At 55.8% G+C, this 13,081-nt stretch carries 18 protein-coding genes; 11 read left to right on the top strand and 7 right to left on the bottom strand.

Features of this window, described 5'->3' with window-relative positions; genetic code table 11:
* Positions 1-8 precede the first annotated feature (8 nt).
* The 6 genes from JI62_RS02100 to JI62_RS02075 all read right to left on the bottom strand — a co-directional run bounded on the left by JI62_RS02100 (position 9) and on the right by JI62_RS02075 (position 3,577).
* Positions 9-260, bottom strand: coding sequence for a BolA family protein (locus JI62_RS02100; protein ID WP_007114696.1), 252 nt, complete (start codon positions 258-260; stop codon positions 9-11).
* A 93-nt stretch (positions 261-353) separates the two neighbouring features.
* Positions 354-692 carry an STAS domain-containing protein gene (locus JI62_RS02095; protein WP_088698576.1) on the bottom strand — a complete coding sequence of 113 codons (339 nt, stop codon included), beginning with the start codon at positions 690-692 and terminating at the stop codon, positions 354-356.
* Positions 689-1,330, bottom strand: coding sequence for an ABC transporter substrate-binding protein (locus JI62_RS02090; protein ID WP_088698575.1), 642 nt, complete (start codon positions 1,328-1,330; stop codon positions 689-691). The genes JI62_RS02095 and JI62_RS02090 overlap by 4 nt, the downstream gene beginning before the upstream one ends.
* Before the next feature lie 90 nt (positions 1,331-1,420).
* Positions 1,421-1,885 (bottom strand): outer membrane lipid asymmetry maintenance protein MlaD, encoded by a 465-nt coding sequence (mlaD, locus tag JI62_RS02085; protein ID WP_088698574.1) that lies wholly within the window; start codon positions 1,883-1,885, stop codon positions 1,421-1,423.
* A 16-nt stretch (positions 1,886-1,901) separates the two neighbouring features.
* Positions 1,902-2,702, bottom strand: coding sequence for a lipid asymmetry maintenance ABC transporter permease subunit MlaE (gene mlaE, locus JI62_RS02080; RefSeq protein ID WP_088698573.1), 801 nt, complete (start codon positions 2,700-2,702; stop codon positions 1,902-1,904).
* A 53-nt stretch (positions 2,703-2,755) separates the two neighbouring features.
* Positions 2,756-3,577, bottom strand: a complete 822-nt coding sequence (locus tag JI62_RS02075; protein ID WP_088698572.1) for an ATP-binding cassette domain-containing protein — start codon at positions 3,575-3,577, stop codon at positions 2,756-2,758.
* A 270-nt stretch (positions 3,578-3,847) separates the two neighbouring features.
* Between JI62_RS02075 and JI62_RS02070 the strand changes: the two genes are divergently transcribed.
* The 10 genes from JI62_RS02070 (at position 3,848) to JI62_RS02025 (ending at position 11,069) form a co-directional block, all read left to right on the top strand.
* Entirely contained in the window at positions 3,848-4,834 is a 987-nt protein-coding gene (locus JI62_RS02070; RefSeq protein ID WP_088698571.1) for a KpsF/GutQ family sugar-phosphate isomerase, read from the top strand.
* Positions 4,835-4,888: 54 nt separating this feature from the next.
* The gene (locus tag JI62_RS02065; RefSeq protein ID WP_088698570.1) at positions 4,889-5,431 is read left to right on the top strand and encodes a KdsC family phosphatase; all 543 of its coding nucleotides are present in this window, start codon (positions 4,889-4,891) and stop codon (positions 5,429-5,431) included.
* Positions 5,432-6,016, top strand: a complete 585-nt coding sequence (lptC, locus tag JI62_RS02060; protein ID WP_088698569.1) for an LPS export ABC transporter periplasmic protein LptC — start codon at positions 5,432-5,434, stop codon at positions 6,014-6,016. It begins immediately after the preceding gene.
* A complete protein-coding gene (gene lptA, locus JI62_RS02055) occupies positions 6,013-6,507 on the top strand; it encodes a lipopolysaccharide transport periplasmic protein LptA (RefSeq protein ID WP_088698568.1) in 495 nt (164 codons plus the stop codon). Before lptC ends, lptA begins: the two co-directional genes overlap by 4 nt.
* An 11-nt stretch (positions 6,508-6,518) precedes the next feature.
* Positions 6,519-7,268, top strand: a complete 750-nt coding sequence (gene lptB, locus JI62_RS02050) for an LPS export ABC transporter ATP-binding protein (RefSeq protein WP_088698567.1) — start codon at positions 6,519-6,521, stop codon at positions 7,266-7,268.
* 164 nt (positions 7,269-7,432) lie between these two features.
* A complete protein-coding gene (locus JI62_RS02045; RefSeq protein ID WP_088698566.1) occupies positions 7,433-8,848 on the top strand; it encodes an RNA polymerase factor sigma-54 in 1,416 nt (471 codons plus the stop codon).
* 98 nt (positions 8,849-8,946) lie between these two features.
* Complete coding sequence (gene hpf, locus JI62_RS02040; protein WP_088698565.1) at positions 8,947-9,255, top strand: ribosome hibernation-promoting factor, HPF/YfiA family; 309 nt, start codon at positions 8,947-8,949, stop codon at positions 9,253-9,255.
* Between the two features lie 4 nt (positions 9,256-9,259).
* On the top strand, positions 9,260-9,730 hold the full coding sequence (locus tag JI62_RS02035) for a PTS sugar transporter subunit IIA (RefSeq protein WP_088698564.1): 471 nt from the start codon (positions 9,260-9,262) through the stop codon (positions 9,728-9,730).
* 91 nt (positions 9,731-9,821) lie between these two features.
* Positions 9,822-10,754, top strand: a complete 933-nt coding sequence (gene rapZ, locus JI62_RS02030) for an RNase adapter RapZ (RefSeq protein ID WP_088698563.1) — start codon at positions 9,822-9,824, stop codon at positions 10,752-10,754.
* A 45-nt stretch (positions 10,755-10,799) separates the two neighbouring features.
* Positions 10,800-11,069: an HPr family phosphocarrier protein gene (locus tag JI62_RS02025; RefSeq protein ID WP_088698562.1), complete on the top strand. Its 270-nt coding sequence runs from the start codon at positions 10,800-10,802 to the stop codon at positions 11,067-11,069.
* A 16-nt stretch (positions 11,070-11,085) separates the two neighbouring features.
* Here the strand turns inward: JI62_RS02025 and pmbA are convergent, their stop codons facing one another.
* Positions 11,086-12,426 carry a metalloprotease PmbA gene (pmbA, locus tag JI62_RS02020; protein ID WP_088698561.1) on the bottom strand — a complete coding sequence of 447 codons (1,341 nt, stop codon included), beginning with the start codon at positions 12,424-12,426 and terminating at the stop codon, positions 11,086-11,088.
* A gap of 124 nt (positions 12,427-12,550) precedes the next feature.
* Here pmbA and yjgA point away from each other — a divergent pair, with 124 nt between their 5' ends.
* On the top strand, positions 12,551-13,072 hold the full coding sequence (yjgA, locus tag JI62_RS02015; RefSeq protein ID WP_088698560.1) for a ribosome biogenesis factor YjgA: 522 nt from the start codon (positions 12,551-12,553) through the stop codon (positions 13,070-13,072).
* Positions 13,073-13,081 lie beyond the last annotated feature (9 nt).

Genomic DNA, 13,081 nt, shown 5'->3' with positions numbered 1-13,081 from the left:
GGCGACCGTTATTGAACGTTTTCCGGTGCAGTTTGCCACTGCGCCGGAGTAAACGTTTTGATGCTAATAGCGTGGAGCGCACCTGAGGCGATCTCATCGCTCAGTGCAGCGTAAACAAGCTGCTGACGCTTGACCGGAGAGAGACCTTCAAAGGCATCGCCAACCGCAATCACCTGAAAGTTACAGCCTTCACCCTGGATATGGAACTGGCATCCGTCGATACGGGATTCAAGCAGTGCTTTTACCTCATTGGGTTGCATGGCGCAGAGAACTCCTTTGGGGTCATCGTTATTAATGAACGTAATTGGGTCGACATAATAAAGAAAAGCAGTGCGCTTGGCGATGCCGCAGCGCTAAACGGCCAGAGTAGTGGCTGGCTGCTCAATCAAAGCATCCAACTCAGCCAGGGAGGCAAGGCGGCGTAGCGGCGCTGACAAAAGAATGGCCTGAACCTGAATACCGCGCTGCCGACAAATACGCAGCCATTCAAATAGCACGCTGATAGCAACACTGCTGGCTTTCTCAACGCGACTAAAATCTAAACTGATCGTGGTTAGCTCGGTTTGCTTGAGCCATTTAACGCCACTGGCGGCCAAATCGGCCGCCAAGGTGACGTCCACATCGCCTGCCACAAGCAGGGTGGCGTTTTCTTCACTCACCGTGACGCCGGGGCGTGAAAACAGCGCTGTCACGCATCGCCTCCCTGCTCAAGCTCCTCAACGCCCACTTCAGGCGACCAGCCGTCAATAACCGCATCATAATCGCGGTTGTTTTCGCGCATGGCTTGGTCAAACTGATTGCGGAACGTCAGGCCTAAATTAATGCCGTTAACGATCACGTTCACCACCCGCCACTCGCCGTCGGAGAGCCTCAGGCTATAGCTGACGGGGTACACTTGGCCATCGCTGGCCACTACTTCCATCGCCACACTGGCCTGGTCGTCGTGGCGCTGAGCCTGCTGGGAATCCAGCACTCGTAGCTCATCATAATCAAACGTCACCAAGCCACGGGTGTAGGTATCGATCAGTGTTTGCCGAAACACATCCACAAAACGACGGCGCTGCTCCGGGGTAGCATTGCGGAAATAATTGCCCATTACGCTGGCACCGATATAGCGAAAGTCCGCTACTTGGTCGAGATTACTATCCACTAACGCCTCAAGCTCGCTAAGGTTATTAGCATAATAATCCTTACGGCCCTGCAGATCCGCCATCAGCGACTCGACGTTCTCGCGAATCTTTGCTTCTGGTGTCTGGGACTGCGCCTGGGACTGCAGTGGCACCATTAACGCTGCCACCATACTGATCACCAAGAGCCAACGACCCAACATCAAGCTCACTCCATTCATCACCATTATCTCCCTACCCGTTATTGCACTGGGCCCATTATCACACTGGATTCGTGCCTGCCACTTGAAACACTAGTTACTCGCCATATTGGACACAAATTGCTGAATAAGTTCTTCCAGCACCAGCGCCGACTGGGTGTCGCGAATGGTGTCACCATCTTCCAACATCTCAGGGTCACCGCCCACACTAAGCCCAATGTACTGCTCACCCAACAGGCCTGCCGTCAGGATAGAGGCGATCGAGTCTTTGGAAAGCTGACCTTCAAGCTCACTGTCCAGACTTAGCACGACCCGCGCATCAAACCACTCGGTATCCAGCTCGATCGCCTCCACCCGCCCCACAGTCACGCCAGCCATAGTAACCCTGGCGCGGGGCTTTAAGCTGCCAATATTGGCAAAGTTGGCCTCTAGCTGAAATGACTGCGAGGGCGCAGAGAACGTCAGTCCACTAACACGTAAGCCTAGGAACACCAGCCCCAGGATGCCCGCCACCATAAACAGGCCAACACCGAACTCCATGGTTTTACTGCGTTTCATGAAACTGCTCCAGCCATTAAAGGCCGCCAAACATGATGGCGGTCAATACAAAATCAAGCCCCAACACTGCCAGGGACGAATACACTACTGTGCGCGTCGTAGCACGCGAGATACCTTCAGAAGTCGGCACCAAATCATACCCCTGGAATACCGCAATCCAGGTCACCACCAGGGCAAATACAGCGCTTTTGATCATGCCGTTACCAATATCATCGACAAAGGCTACGCTGGCCTGCATGTTACTCCAGTAGGAACCCTCAAAAACGCCTAGCCACTCAACCCCCACCAGGTAGCCCCCCCAGATACCCACCACGCTAAACCCCACCGTCAGAATAGGCAGCGACACAAAGCCTGCCCATAAACGCGGGGCCACCACACGACGCAGGGGATCAACGCCGATCATCTCCATGCTGGTGAGCTGCTCGGTCGCTTTCATCAAACCGATCTCGGCGGTAAGCGCAGAGCCCGCCCGCCCGGCAAACAGCAGCGCCGCCACCACTGGCGCCAGCTCTCGCAATAGGGACAGCGCCACCATTTGACCCAGCGCCTGCTCTGCGCCGAAATCGACCAGAATGGTGTAGCCCTGCAGCGCCAGCACCATGCCGATAAACAGTCCCGACACCAGCACGATAGCTAACGAAAGCACGCCAACAAAGTGCATCTGGTGCAACCATAACCGCCAACCTTCTCGGGAAGGCACACCCACCGCTGACTGAAATAGAAACACACCCGCTCGACCCAATGCTTCCATTAAGTCGCACCCCCGGCGCCCCAGCCGGGTGATACGCGCGGCGCTGTTAGAGAATTTTGACTGCATTAACCCTGCCCTTTATTTACCCTGCATGTGTGCATTGACGCTAACGTGGTCACCTAACCTATCTGTATCATCGGGGCGTCACCCAGAATATCGCGATAAAACGCCTCGGCGGGGTAGTGGAATGGCACCGGACCATCGGGCTCACCATGAATAAACTGACTAACCCGCGGGTCTTCATTGGTATCCAAGGTCTGCGGGGTGCCATGAGCCACCACTTGACCATCGGCAATCAGGTAGAGGTAGTCGGCAATGCTCAAGGTCTCTTTGATATCATGAGAGACCACCACAGAGGTGAGCTGAAGCGCTTGGTTAAGACGCTTAATCAACTGTACCAATACCCCCATGGAGATGGGATCCTGGCCTACGAAAGGTTCATCGTACAGAATCAGCTCCGGATCCAGCGCGACCGCACGGGCCAAAGCCACTCGACGCGCCATCCCCCCGGAAAGCTCAGCAGGTGTTAAGTGTCGCGCACCGCGCAAGCCAACTGACTGTAGCTTGAGCAAGACCAGGTCGCGAACCATGGTATTGGGCAAATCCGTATGCACCCGCAGCGGAAAGGCAACGTTCTCAAACACATCCAGATCGGAAAACAGCGCACCACTCTGAAACAGCATGCCCATCCGCTTGCGTAGCGTGAATAGCGCCTTCCGCGAAAGCTTATGCACATCCTGCCCATCAATCAGTATTCGCCCACTCTCCGGCGTCAACTGACCGCCGATCAGCTTTAGCAGCGTGGTTTTACCGGTACCGCTCGGCCCCATGATCGCGGTCACTTTCCCCCGCGGTATGGTCATATTCACCCCACGGAAAATTTCGTGATCGCCACGTGAAAAATAGAGCTCTTCAATTTCTATAAAGGGTGCATCTGTCATGGATCAGTTGACTCTTAACATGGCACGGCCAGAACCAAGTAGCATAACCTACTTGCTGCGACCGCAGTTAGAAAACAGTGTTTCTAAAACATTATCGAACATCGTACTATAACGCTACAAGACATTACGGTGCGAATGGGCTCTCCTTAGGTAGCTCGTCAACACCAGTCGCCTTGAGTAACGGCCTCAATTACTGCCTATTAGGCGTATCGAGATGTTATTCTTGGCGGTTACCACTTTGTTCATTTTCAATTGTTAAGAGAAAACGCTATGCGCCAGCCTCCTGCTTCATCCAGCCTACTACGCGAAAGCGCACTGCGTACGCTGCAAATTGAGCAGGCAGCGATTGGGGGCCTCCAGGCGAAACTGGACGAAAGCTTTGACCGCGCCTGCGAGCTGATCCTCGCCTGCCAAGGCCGCGTGGTAGTGACAGGCATGGGCAAGTCGGGGCATATTGCAGGCAAGCTGGCAGCGACACTGGCCAGCACGGGCACACCGGCCTTTTTCGTTCACCCCGGTGAAGCCAGCCACGGCGATCTAGGCATGATTACCCGCGCCGATGTGGTGCTGGCGTTATCCAACTCGGGGGAAACAGCCGAAGTCACTGCCCTTCTGCCGCTGCTTAAACGCCTCGGCACCCCGTTGGTGAGCATGACCGGCCGCCCCCACTCCACGCTTGCCAAACACGCTGACGCGCATCTCAATAGTGGCGTTGAGCGTGAAGCGTGCCCGCTCGATCTTGCTCCCACCAGCTCCACCACCGCTGCTCTCGCCCTGGGTGATGCCCTGGCGGTTGCATTGCTGGAAGCACGCGGCTTTACCGCTGAAGACTTCGCCCTTTCCCACCCTGGCGGAAGCTTAGGCAAGCGCCTACTGCTGCGTGTGAGAGACCTGATGCATGATGGCGAGCGACTACCCCAGGTCGCACTGGGCAGCCCACTACGCGATGCCTTATTGGAAATCACCCGGCAAGGGCTTGGCTTTACCTGCGTGGTGGATAGCGATGGGCGCCTCGCCGGGGTCTACACCGATGGCGACCTGCGACGCACGCTGGATCAGTTCCATAATCTGCGCGATGTGCGCGTTGATGATGTCATGACTCGACCAGGCAAACGCATCGGCCCAGACATCCTGGCAGCCGAAGCGGTACGCATCATGGAAGAGAGCCGCATTACCGCGCTCGCGGTGGTCGATGAACAACAGCGCCCTATTGGGGCTCTACATATGCATGACCTGCTCGCCAGCGGCGTTATTTAACCTACCGGCGTTTTACTCCGCCTGGCTTTACCAATTTACTGATATGGAGGCTCTATGTCCCTACCTGCTGCGCTACTTGACCGTCTCCGCCGTGTACGCCTTTTGGCGCTGGATGTTGACGGCGTTCTCACTGATGGCCGTCTCTACTTTCAGGCCGATGGAATCGAAATCAAGGCATTCCACACCCAGGATGGTCATGGGCTAAAACTTCTCAAACGCGTGGGCGTACATGTAGCGTTGATTACCGGCCGCGACTCCCCCATGGTGAGCCAGCGCGCCGCCGCACTGGGCATTGATCATGTCCATCAGGGTTGTGAAGATAAGCTGGCCACCCTGCGAGGGCTCTGTCAGCGCCTCGATATCGAGCTGGAACAGGTGGCTTATTGCGGCGACGACCTACCCGACCTGGCGGCGATCAAGCGTTGCGGCGTTGGCATTACCGTCCCTAACGCACCAGACTATATGCATACTCACGCCGACTGGATCACAGAACGACTGGGTGGCCACGGTGCAGTGCGCGAAATCTGCGATACCCTGCTTGAATCCCAAGGGCACTGGGGCGCGGTGCTCGACACTTACCTCCACGGCCGCACGTAAATGGTTAAACGCTTTAAAGTGCGTATCTGGTTAGCTGGGCTGGTCATAGCGCTGGGGGCTCTACTGGTATGGCTTGACCCCCGCGGACCGAAAGACACCAGTATTGATCCAGAAGCGCAGGCTCAAGAGCCAGGCCACGTACTGGAAAATGCTGAAATCACTTTATTCGGTGATAATGGCAACGTCCTGCAGTCGCTAAAAACGCCGCGCCTTATCCATACGCCTCAGCAAAGCGAAACCTGGACAGAAGAGCCCGAAGCGCTGCTTTACGACAATGAGGATCGTCAGTGGCTGGCTAGTGCGGATGTAGGCACACTCAACACCGCCACCCAGTCGCTGCTGCTGTCAGGCTCGGCACGCTTGATAGCACCGGATGAAGGTTGGCAGCTAGATACCGAGCTATTGCATTATGATGGAGTCACTCAGCATGCCTGGAGTGATACACCGGTCATATTGCAGCAACCGCCCCAACAAATGAGTGCTTCACGTATGGACGTGTGGCTTAACGATAGTCGGGTTCGCCTCACGGATAATGTACGCGGCACACACCCCCCGGCCAAGCAATCTAGAGAGGAGTCGCCATGAAAGCACTTGTTTACACCGCCCTTTTTGCGCTCGCGATGCCGCTAACAGCGCTGGCTCAGACCTCACAGCAGGCACCTATTGAAGTGGAGGCCGACCGTTTGGATCTCGACCAACGGGCGGGTACCGCCGTTTATAGTGGAGACGTGGACATTCGCCAGGGCGAAATGCAGTTGCGGGGCGAGCGGGTAGAGGTCAAACGCAACGAGGCAGGTGAACTCTCGACAGCGACAGCCACCGGTGAGCGCGCCTATCTGCGCCATCAGGGTGAAGGCCAGGAGGGCCCCACCGAGGGTTGGGCACGGCGGATCATTTATCACGTTGCGGAACGCCGCGTCGAGTTGATTGACCAAGCCGAATTGACCCAACAAGAGGATAAATTTACCGGCGGACGTCTTGAGTATTTTATTGACCGTGAAGTGATTCAAGCACGCTCTGACGTTGACGGCAGCGAGCCCCAGCGCATTCGAATGACCCTTCAGCCTGAACAATAGGGAGCCAAGCTGTGGCCACTGCTGATACTGCGCCGATCAAAACCCTTTATGCCCACCACCTGGCTAAAAGCTACAAACGGCGTCGGGTGGTTAAAGATATTAACCTAGAGATCTGCCAAGGCAGCGTTGTGGGCCTACTTGGCCCGAATGGTGCAGGCAAAACCACCTCGTTCTATATGATTGTCGGACTGGTAAAATCCGATGCTGGCAAAGTAGGCATCGACGACAGGGACTTAACCCGCGCCCCCATGCACGAACGTGCCGCGGCGGGCATCGGCTACCTCCCTCAAGAGGCGTCTATTTTCCGCAAACTTTCGGTTGCCGATAATATTATGGCAATCCTCGAAACCCGCAAAGAGCTTAATCGCAGCGAGCGGGAGCAGCGCCTGGAAGCACTGCTCGAAGACTTTCATATCACTCACATTCGCGACAATCTCGGCATGAGCCTTTCAGGCGGTGAGCGCAGGCGAGTCGAAATTGCCCGCTCGCTGGCCACTGACCCTGCCTTTATTTTACTGGATGAGCCCTTTGCCGGCGTCGACCCTATTTCGGTAGGCGAGATTAAAACTATCATCCGTGCCCTGAAGCAACGCCATATCGGTGTACTGATCACCGACCACAACGTGCGTGAAACCCTGGATATTTGCGATATTGCGTATATCGTCGGTGATGGGCAAATCATTGCCAGCGGCTCACCAAGTGCCATTCTCGATAATCAGAAGGTCAGAGACGTATATCTGGGTGCTGATTTTCGCCTTTAAACTAATCAGTTGTGCCTACAATCACCACCTACCCATAAACCTATTTTTTGGCTCTGTAAATAGCGCTCTGCAACAACTTTACTACCAATGGCATGCTTATTGCACTTGCACCAGGCACTCACTCGCACTAGTGTGGAGCCTTCTGATTAACGAGTGGTTCTCAGATGGTCATGAAAGCTTCTCTCCAACTGCGTATCGGCACACAGCTGACCATGACGCCCCAGTTGCAGCAGGCCATTGCGCTGTTGCAACTCTCGACGCTGGATCTTCGTCAAGAAATTCAGCAGGCTCTTGATGCCAATCCCATGCTGGAGCAGGAGGATGAATTTAGTGAGCAGGCTGTCAGCGAGCCTAAGGAAGAAGAGTGGTCAGAGAGCATCCCTACGGAGCTCTCGGTAGATAGCGACTGGTCCGATACCTATCAAGATATGGGTAGCCAGGGGGGCAGCAGCAGCGAAGGCCCCGATTTCGAGCGTCAGGCGGCCGGGCAGAGCCTACATGGGCACCTGCTGTGGCAGCTTGCCATGACCGATTTTAGCCCCCGCGAGCAGCTTGTCGCGGAGAGTTTAATTGACGCACTAGATGCTAACGGCTACCTGACTCAGCCGCTTAATGATATCCGCGAAGGCTTACGAGCCCAGGGTATTGATGGGCTTAGTCAGCGAGAAGTGGAAACCACACTGCTTAAGCTACAGCAGTTTGAGCCGACCGGCATATTTGCCCGCGATTTGCGTGAATGCCTGATGCTGCAGCTAGCCGCCCTTCCCGACGATACGCCGCTGCTGGTACCCGCCCGCCGCCTGGTGCGTCAGTTTCTTGAAGCGCTCGGCAAGGATGACATGCGGCTGCTAAAACGCCGTCTGGGGCTCGACGACGAACAGTTGGCCGATGTCATTCTACTTATTCGCAGCCTGGATCCTCGCCCAGGCAGCGCCTATGGCGACACCGACGACAGCTATGTGACCCCTGACTTAGTCGTCCGCCACGATAACGAAGGCTGGCACTTAGAACTCAACCCTGAGGCACTGCCGCGGCTGCGTATTCAGCCCGACTACGCTAGCCTGATTAAGCGTGCGGACAAAAGCGATGACAACCAGTTTCTCAAAGAGCACCTGCAGGAAGCGCGCTGGCTGATCAAGAGTCTCTCCAGCCGTAACGACACCTTACTGCGGGTGGGTCGCGAAATCATCACCCGTCAGATTGGCTTTTTAGAGCACGGCGAAGAGGCCATGAAGCCGCTGATACTGGCTGATATCGCTGAAGCCGTTGAGATGCACGAATCGACTATCTCACGGGTAACGACGCAGAAATATATTCATACCCCACGCGGCGTATTTGAGCTCAAGTACTTTTTCTCCAGCCAAGTGAGCAGTCAGGATGGCGACAGCCACTCCAGTACCGCCATCCGCGCGCGGCTCAAAAAACTCATTCAAGAGGAGCCCCCTGGCAAACCGCTTTCTGACAGCCGTTTAGTCACGCTATTAGGCGAAGGGGGGGTGCAGGTGGCGCGTCGTACGGTAGCTAAATACCGTGAAGCCATGGGCATCCCCTCCTCCAGCGAACGTCGTCGTTTACGCTAGACCCTGATGCCGTTTAAGGGAAACTCTCGACAAGGGCTTTGCAACGCGGCAAAAAGGGTTACAATCGAAGTACAGTCCGATGGATAAGGAGTACGTCAATGCAAGTTAATATCACTGGTCATCACGTAGAACTGACTGACGCCTTGCGTGACTATGTCAACGAAAAACTTGAGCGTGTAGAGCGCCACTACGACAATATAACCACGGTGCAAGTCACCTTATCAGTGGAGAAAGAGCGCCAGCAGGCCGCCTGTACGCTGCACGCCGCAGGCGCGGATTTACATGCAGAAGCCATGGACAGTGATATGTACGCCGCTATCGACGCCCTAGCGGACAAAATCGACCGTCAACTCGTTAAACACAAGGAAAAAGCACAAGCTCGCGCCCAAGGCGCAGGCGTGCGTTAATTCAATGACGTTGGAAACCATACTCCCCCCGGAGCGCGTTCTGTTCGACGTACCCGGGGGCAGCAAAAAAAGGGTGCTGGAGTTTTACAGCACCTTTATTGCCCAAAATATACCCAGCCTGGACAGCCAAGAAGTGTTTAGCCGTTTAATCGGCCGTGAGCGCTTAGGCAGTACGGGTATTGGAAACGGTGTGGCTATCCCCCATGCGCGTAGCCCCCACTGCACAGCCCCTATCGCTGGTTTTTTAAAACTGTCAGAAGCGATTGATTTTGACGCTATCGACGGCGACCCGGTAGACCTGGTGTTTGTACTGCTAGTACCCGAAGAAGCGGATGACACGCACCTTTCATTGCTCGGCCAAGTCGCAACCATCATGAATGATGCGGATACACGGCAGCAACTACGTAAAGCAACCAGCCAGCGTGAATTACTTGAGCTCATCACTGCCAAAATCCGTGAGCAATCAGCGGCCTAACCGGTCTTAAAACCTGTTTAAGCTTGTCAGGGCAGGTTTATATGTTTCGCTCCCCCCTCAACGCAGCTTGACCAAGGCAAAGAGAGACTCTATGCAACTGGTGATCATTAGCGGCCGCTCAGGGTCAGGTAAATCTATCGCCCTACAGGCGCTGGAAGATCTTGGCTACTACGCGATTGATAACCTTCCCGCTATGCTGCTGGGATCGCTGGTGGACGAAATACGCGACCAGGGTGACCGCACCCATTTGGCGGTCAGCATTGATGCCCGTAATTTGCCAGGCGCGCTAGAGCGCCTGCCCGCTTTGTTGGAAGAGCTACGCCAGCGTAAAATCGACTTCCAGGTTATCTACCTGACCACCGATGCACGCATACTGCTTGAGCGCTACTCCGCTACTCGGCGACGCCATCCGCTGACCCGGGATAGTGAGATGACGCTGGAAGAGGCGATCAACAAAGAAGAGGAGACGCTGGAGGATATTCGCGACCTGGCCGATCTGTTGATCGATACATCTCGTTTATCGGTGCACGATTTACGCCGTCGCATTACCGATCAGGTCGCGCATCAGCGGAGCGATAAGCTTACGCTGACACTCGAGTCGTTTGGTTACAAACGCGGCGTGCCATTAGACGCTGATTTGGTTTTCGATGTACGCTGCCTGCCGAACCCTTATTGGGATCCAACGCTGCGCCAGTTCACAGGTCGCGACGCTGACATTGTAACGTTTCTCAGCAGCTACCCGATCGTTGACGCCATGAGCAATGACATTCTGGGCTGGCTGGAACGTTGGCTACCCGCTTACCAAAATAGCCAGCGTAGCTACATGACCATCGCGATTGGCTGCACCGGTGGCCAGCACCGTTCGGTTTATATGGTCGAGAAGTTAGCGGAAAAATTGGCTCCCTGCATGGGCGAAGTTCAACTTCGCCACCGCGAACTGGGCCTGCACTACACCTTAAGCAAGCAGTCAGCCGCCACCCTTATCAGCTCTACTCCAACTAACGAACGGCGAGAGACCTCTTAAACGCGTCTATCCATTAATGACACCACTCGGCGAAAAGGAACCAGGGTGCCAGAACGAACACTCACACTCACCAATCAACGCGGGCTACACGCTCGCGCGGCGACAAAACTGGTCAAATGCGGTCAACAGTTTTCGGCTAAAATACATGTTTACAAGCAGAATCAGGTCGCTGACGCCGCCAACATCATGTCGTTGCTGATGCTGGCAGCACCTTGCGGTACCGAGCTGAAGATCAATGCCGAAGGCGATGATGCCGAACAGGCGCTTGAAGCGATTCAAGCGCTGTTCGACGCCCGCTTTGAGGAGGATCAGTAGCCGTCGCTTGTGCTTGCTAGTCACCCGCCACGGTCATGGCATCAATCAACCAGCTACCCGTGTGAACACTGCCGCGGGTATCGGTGTCATCACCAATACCGACGAGGCCAGTGAACATCCGCTCCAGGTTACTGGCAATGGTGAACTCTTCAACGGGGTACTGCACCTTTCCGTTTTCGACCCAAAAACCTGCGGCACCGCGGGAGTAATCGCCGGTTACACCGTTGACGCCCTGCCCCATTAGCTCCGTTACCCAAATCCCCCGCCCCATCTCCTGCAGCAGACTGTCGCGTGATTGCAGTGGCGCCGCTAAACGCACATTACGCGCCCCTCCGGCATTGCCGGTGGTATGCATGCCAAGGCGACGAGCACTGTAGGAAGAGAGCATATAGCTGGCAATGCGCCCCTGGTCGATAAAGCGATTATTACGCGTTTGCACGCCCTCACCATCAAACGGCGAGCTGGCCATGGCGCCAATTTCCATCGGTCGCTCTTCTAGGCTAAACCAGTCGGGAAACAGCGGTGTGCCGAGCCGGTCACACAAAAACGAGGCTTGGCGGTAGAGCGCACCACCGGCCAATCCACTGAGAAGGTGACCGATTAACCCGCTGGCCAGCGAGGGGTCAAACAGCACCGGGAAGGTGCCCGTGGGTGGGCGTTTAGCGCCAAGCCTGCGCAGCGTGCGACCTGCGGCTTCGCGCCCCACCTCCGCGGGGTCACGTAGCGCCTTGGGGTTGCGGGCAGAAGTATAGTCGTAGTCGCGCTGCATACCGCTGGCGTCTTGAGCTATCAGCATGCACGAAAGCGAGTGGCTACTGCCCTTTTGGGTACCTAAAAAGCCGTGGCTATTGGCATAAACGCGCACCCCTTCGCCACTGGAGAGAGACGCGCCATCTGACTGTGAGATACCGTCTACGTCACGCCCCGCCTGCTCGCAGGCAAGCGCCAGCTCGATCGCCTCGTCCGTAGTGAGCGCCCAGGGGTAGTGCACTTTAAGATCGGGCAGCTCGGTAGCCATCAGCGCGGCATCGGCCAGCCCTGCGGCCTTATCTTCACCGGTATAGCGGGCAATCGAGAGCGCTTTCTCTACGGCTGCCTGAATCGAAGCACTACTGGCATCGGTGGAAGAAGCGCTGCCTTTACGCTGGCCCACGTAAAGCGTGACGGCTATGCCCTGGTCGCGGGATAACTCAACCGTTTCAACTTCGCCAAGGCGCACGCTAATGCCGATGCCCTGGTCAACGCTTGCACCCACTTCGGCAGCATCAGCGCCCAAGCGCTTCGCCAGTGCCAGCGCCTCTTCGGCGCGCGCGGTCAAAAGCGACTGCTGCGCGGATGCATCAAATGCCTGTGCCATATGGCCTCCTTTTTCAACCGAATGTCTCTCAACTAAATGTCTTTCAAGAGAGTCTCTTCGGTGAATCAATGTTGTACTCGCAGCTGGTATAATGCCGCCACGAATCTTGTCTGTGAGTCACACTATGCGTAAGCAACGTCCCGATCCCGTAGAAACAGAAGAGCAGGAAGAACGCCCTAGCAAGTCGCAACTCAAACGCGAAATGCATGCCTTACAGGCACTTGGGGAAACCTTAATTGCCATGCGACCGGCGGAACGCGCCCGTTTCCCCCTCTCTGACGATATGCTGCGCGCTATCGAGGAAACCTCGCGCATTCGCTCCCACGAAGGTCGCCGCCGCCATATGCAGTATGTCGGCAAGTTAATCCGTAAAGAGGATCTCACCGCCATTCAAGCCGTGTTCGATTCCATCGACCAGGAGCAGGAGCAGCGCGACCACGCGTTTCATCGCCTGGAAAAATGGCGGGAACGCTTAATTGATGAGGGCGATCCTGCTGTCGACCTGTTTATGGCGGAGCACCCCGATGCCGACCGCCAGAGCCTGCGTCAATTGATTCGCAACGCCCAGCGGGAACGCGAGCAGGGCAAACCACCCACCAGCTCGCGCAAGCTATTCAAACACCTCCGCGAAACCCTCTCACTTTAAAGGCGGTTC

This window comes from Halomonas campaniensis (genome assembly GCF_002211105.1).
Taxonomy (GTDB): domain Bacteria; phylum Pseudomonadota; class Gammaproteobacteria; order Pseudomonadales; family Halomonadaceae; genus Vreelandella; species Vreelandella campaniensis_A.
Note: the sequence above shows the minus strand (reverse complement) of the source record. Positions and strands in the feature narration are given on the sequence as shown.

What these genes read in the sequence shown, in the direction of transcription:
- JI62_RS02100 (WP_007114696.1), bottom strand. Translation starts at nt 260, where the DNA reads ATGCAACCCAATGAGGTAAAAGCACTGCTTGAATCCCGTATCGACGGA.
- JI62_RS02090 (WP_088698575.1), bottom strand. Translation starts at nt 1,330, where the DNA reads ATGTTGGGTCGTTGGCTCTTGGTGATCAGTATGGTGGCAGCGTTAATG.
- mlaD (WP_088698574.1), bottom strand. Translation starts at nt 1,885, where the DNA reads ATGAAACGCAGTAAAACCATGGAGTTCGGTGTTGGCCTGTTTATGGTG.
- mlaE (WP_088698573.1), bottom strand. Translation starts at nt 2,702, where the DNA reads ATGCAGTCAAAATTCTCTAACAGCGCCGCGCGTATCACCCGGCTGGGG.
- JI62_RS02075 (WP_088698572.1), bottom strand. Translation starts at nt 3,577, where the DNA reads ATGACAGATGCACCCTTTATAGAAATTGAAGAGCTCTATTTTTCACGT.
- JI62_RS02070 (WP_088698571.1), top strand. Translation starts at nt 3,848, where the DNA reads ATGCGCCAGCCTCCTGCTTCATCCAGCCTACTACGCGAAAGCGCACTG.
- JI62_RS02065 (WP_088698570.1), top strand. Translation starts at nt 4,889, where the DNA reads ATGTCCCTACCTGCTGCGCTACTTGACCGTCTCCGCCGTGTACGCCTT.
- lptC (WP_088698569.1), top strand. Translation starts at nt 5,432, where the DNA reads ATGGTTAAACGCTTTAAAGTGCGTATCTGGTTAGCTGGGCTGGTCATA.
- lptA (WP_088698568.1), top strand. Translation starts at nt 6,013, where the DNA reads ATGAAAGCACTTGTTTACACCGCCCTTTTTGCGCTCGCGATGCCGCTA.
- JI62_RS02045 (WP_088698566.1), top strand. Translation starts at nt 7,433, where the DNA reads ATGGTCATGAAAGCTTCTCTCCAACTGCGTATCGGCACACAGCTGACC.
- hpf (WP_088698565.1), top strand. Translation starts at nt 8,947, where the DNA reads ATGCAAGTTAATATCACTGGTCATCACGTAGAACTGACTGACGCCTTG.
- JI62_RS02035 (WP_088698564.1), top strand. Translation starts at nt 9,260, where the DNA reads ATGACGTTGGAAACCATACTCCCCCCGGAGCGCGTTCTGTTCGACGTA.
- rapZ (WP_088698563.1), top strand. Translation starts at nt 9,822, where the DNA reads ATGCAACTGGTGATCATTAGCGGCCGCTCAGGGTCAGGTAAATCTATC.
- pmbA (WP_088698561.1), bottom strand. Translation starts at nt 12,426, where the DNA reads ATGGCACAGGCATTTGATGCATCCGCGCAGCAGTCGCTTTTGACCGCG.
- yjgA (WP_088698560.1), top strand. Translation starts at nt 12,551, where the DNA reads ATGCGTAAGCAACGTCCCGATCCCGTAGAAACAGAAGAGCAGGAAGAA.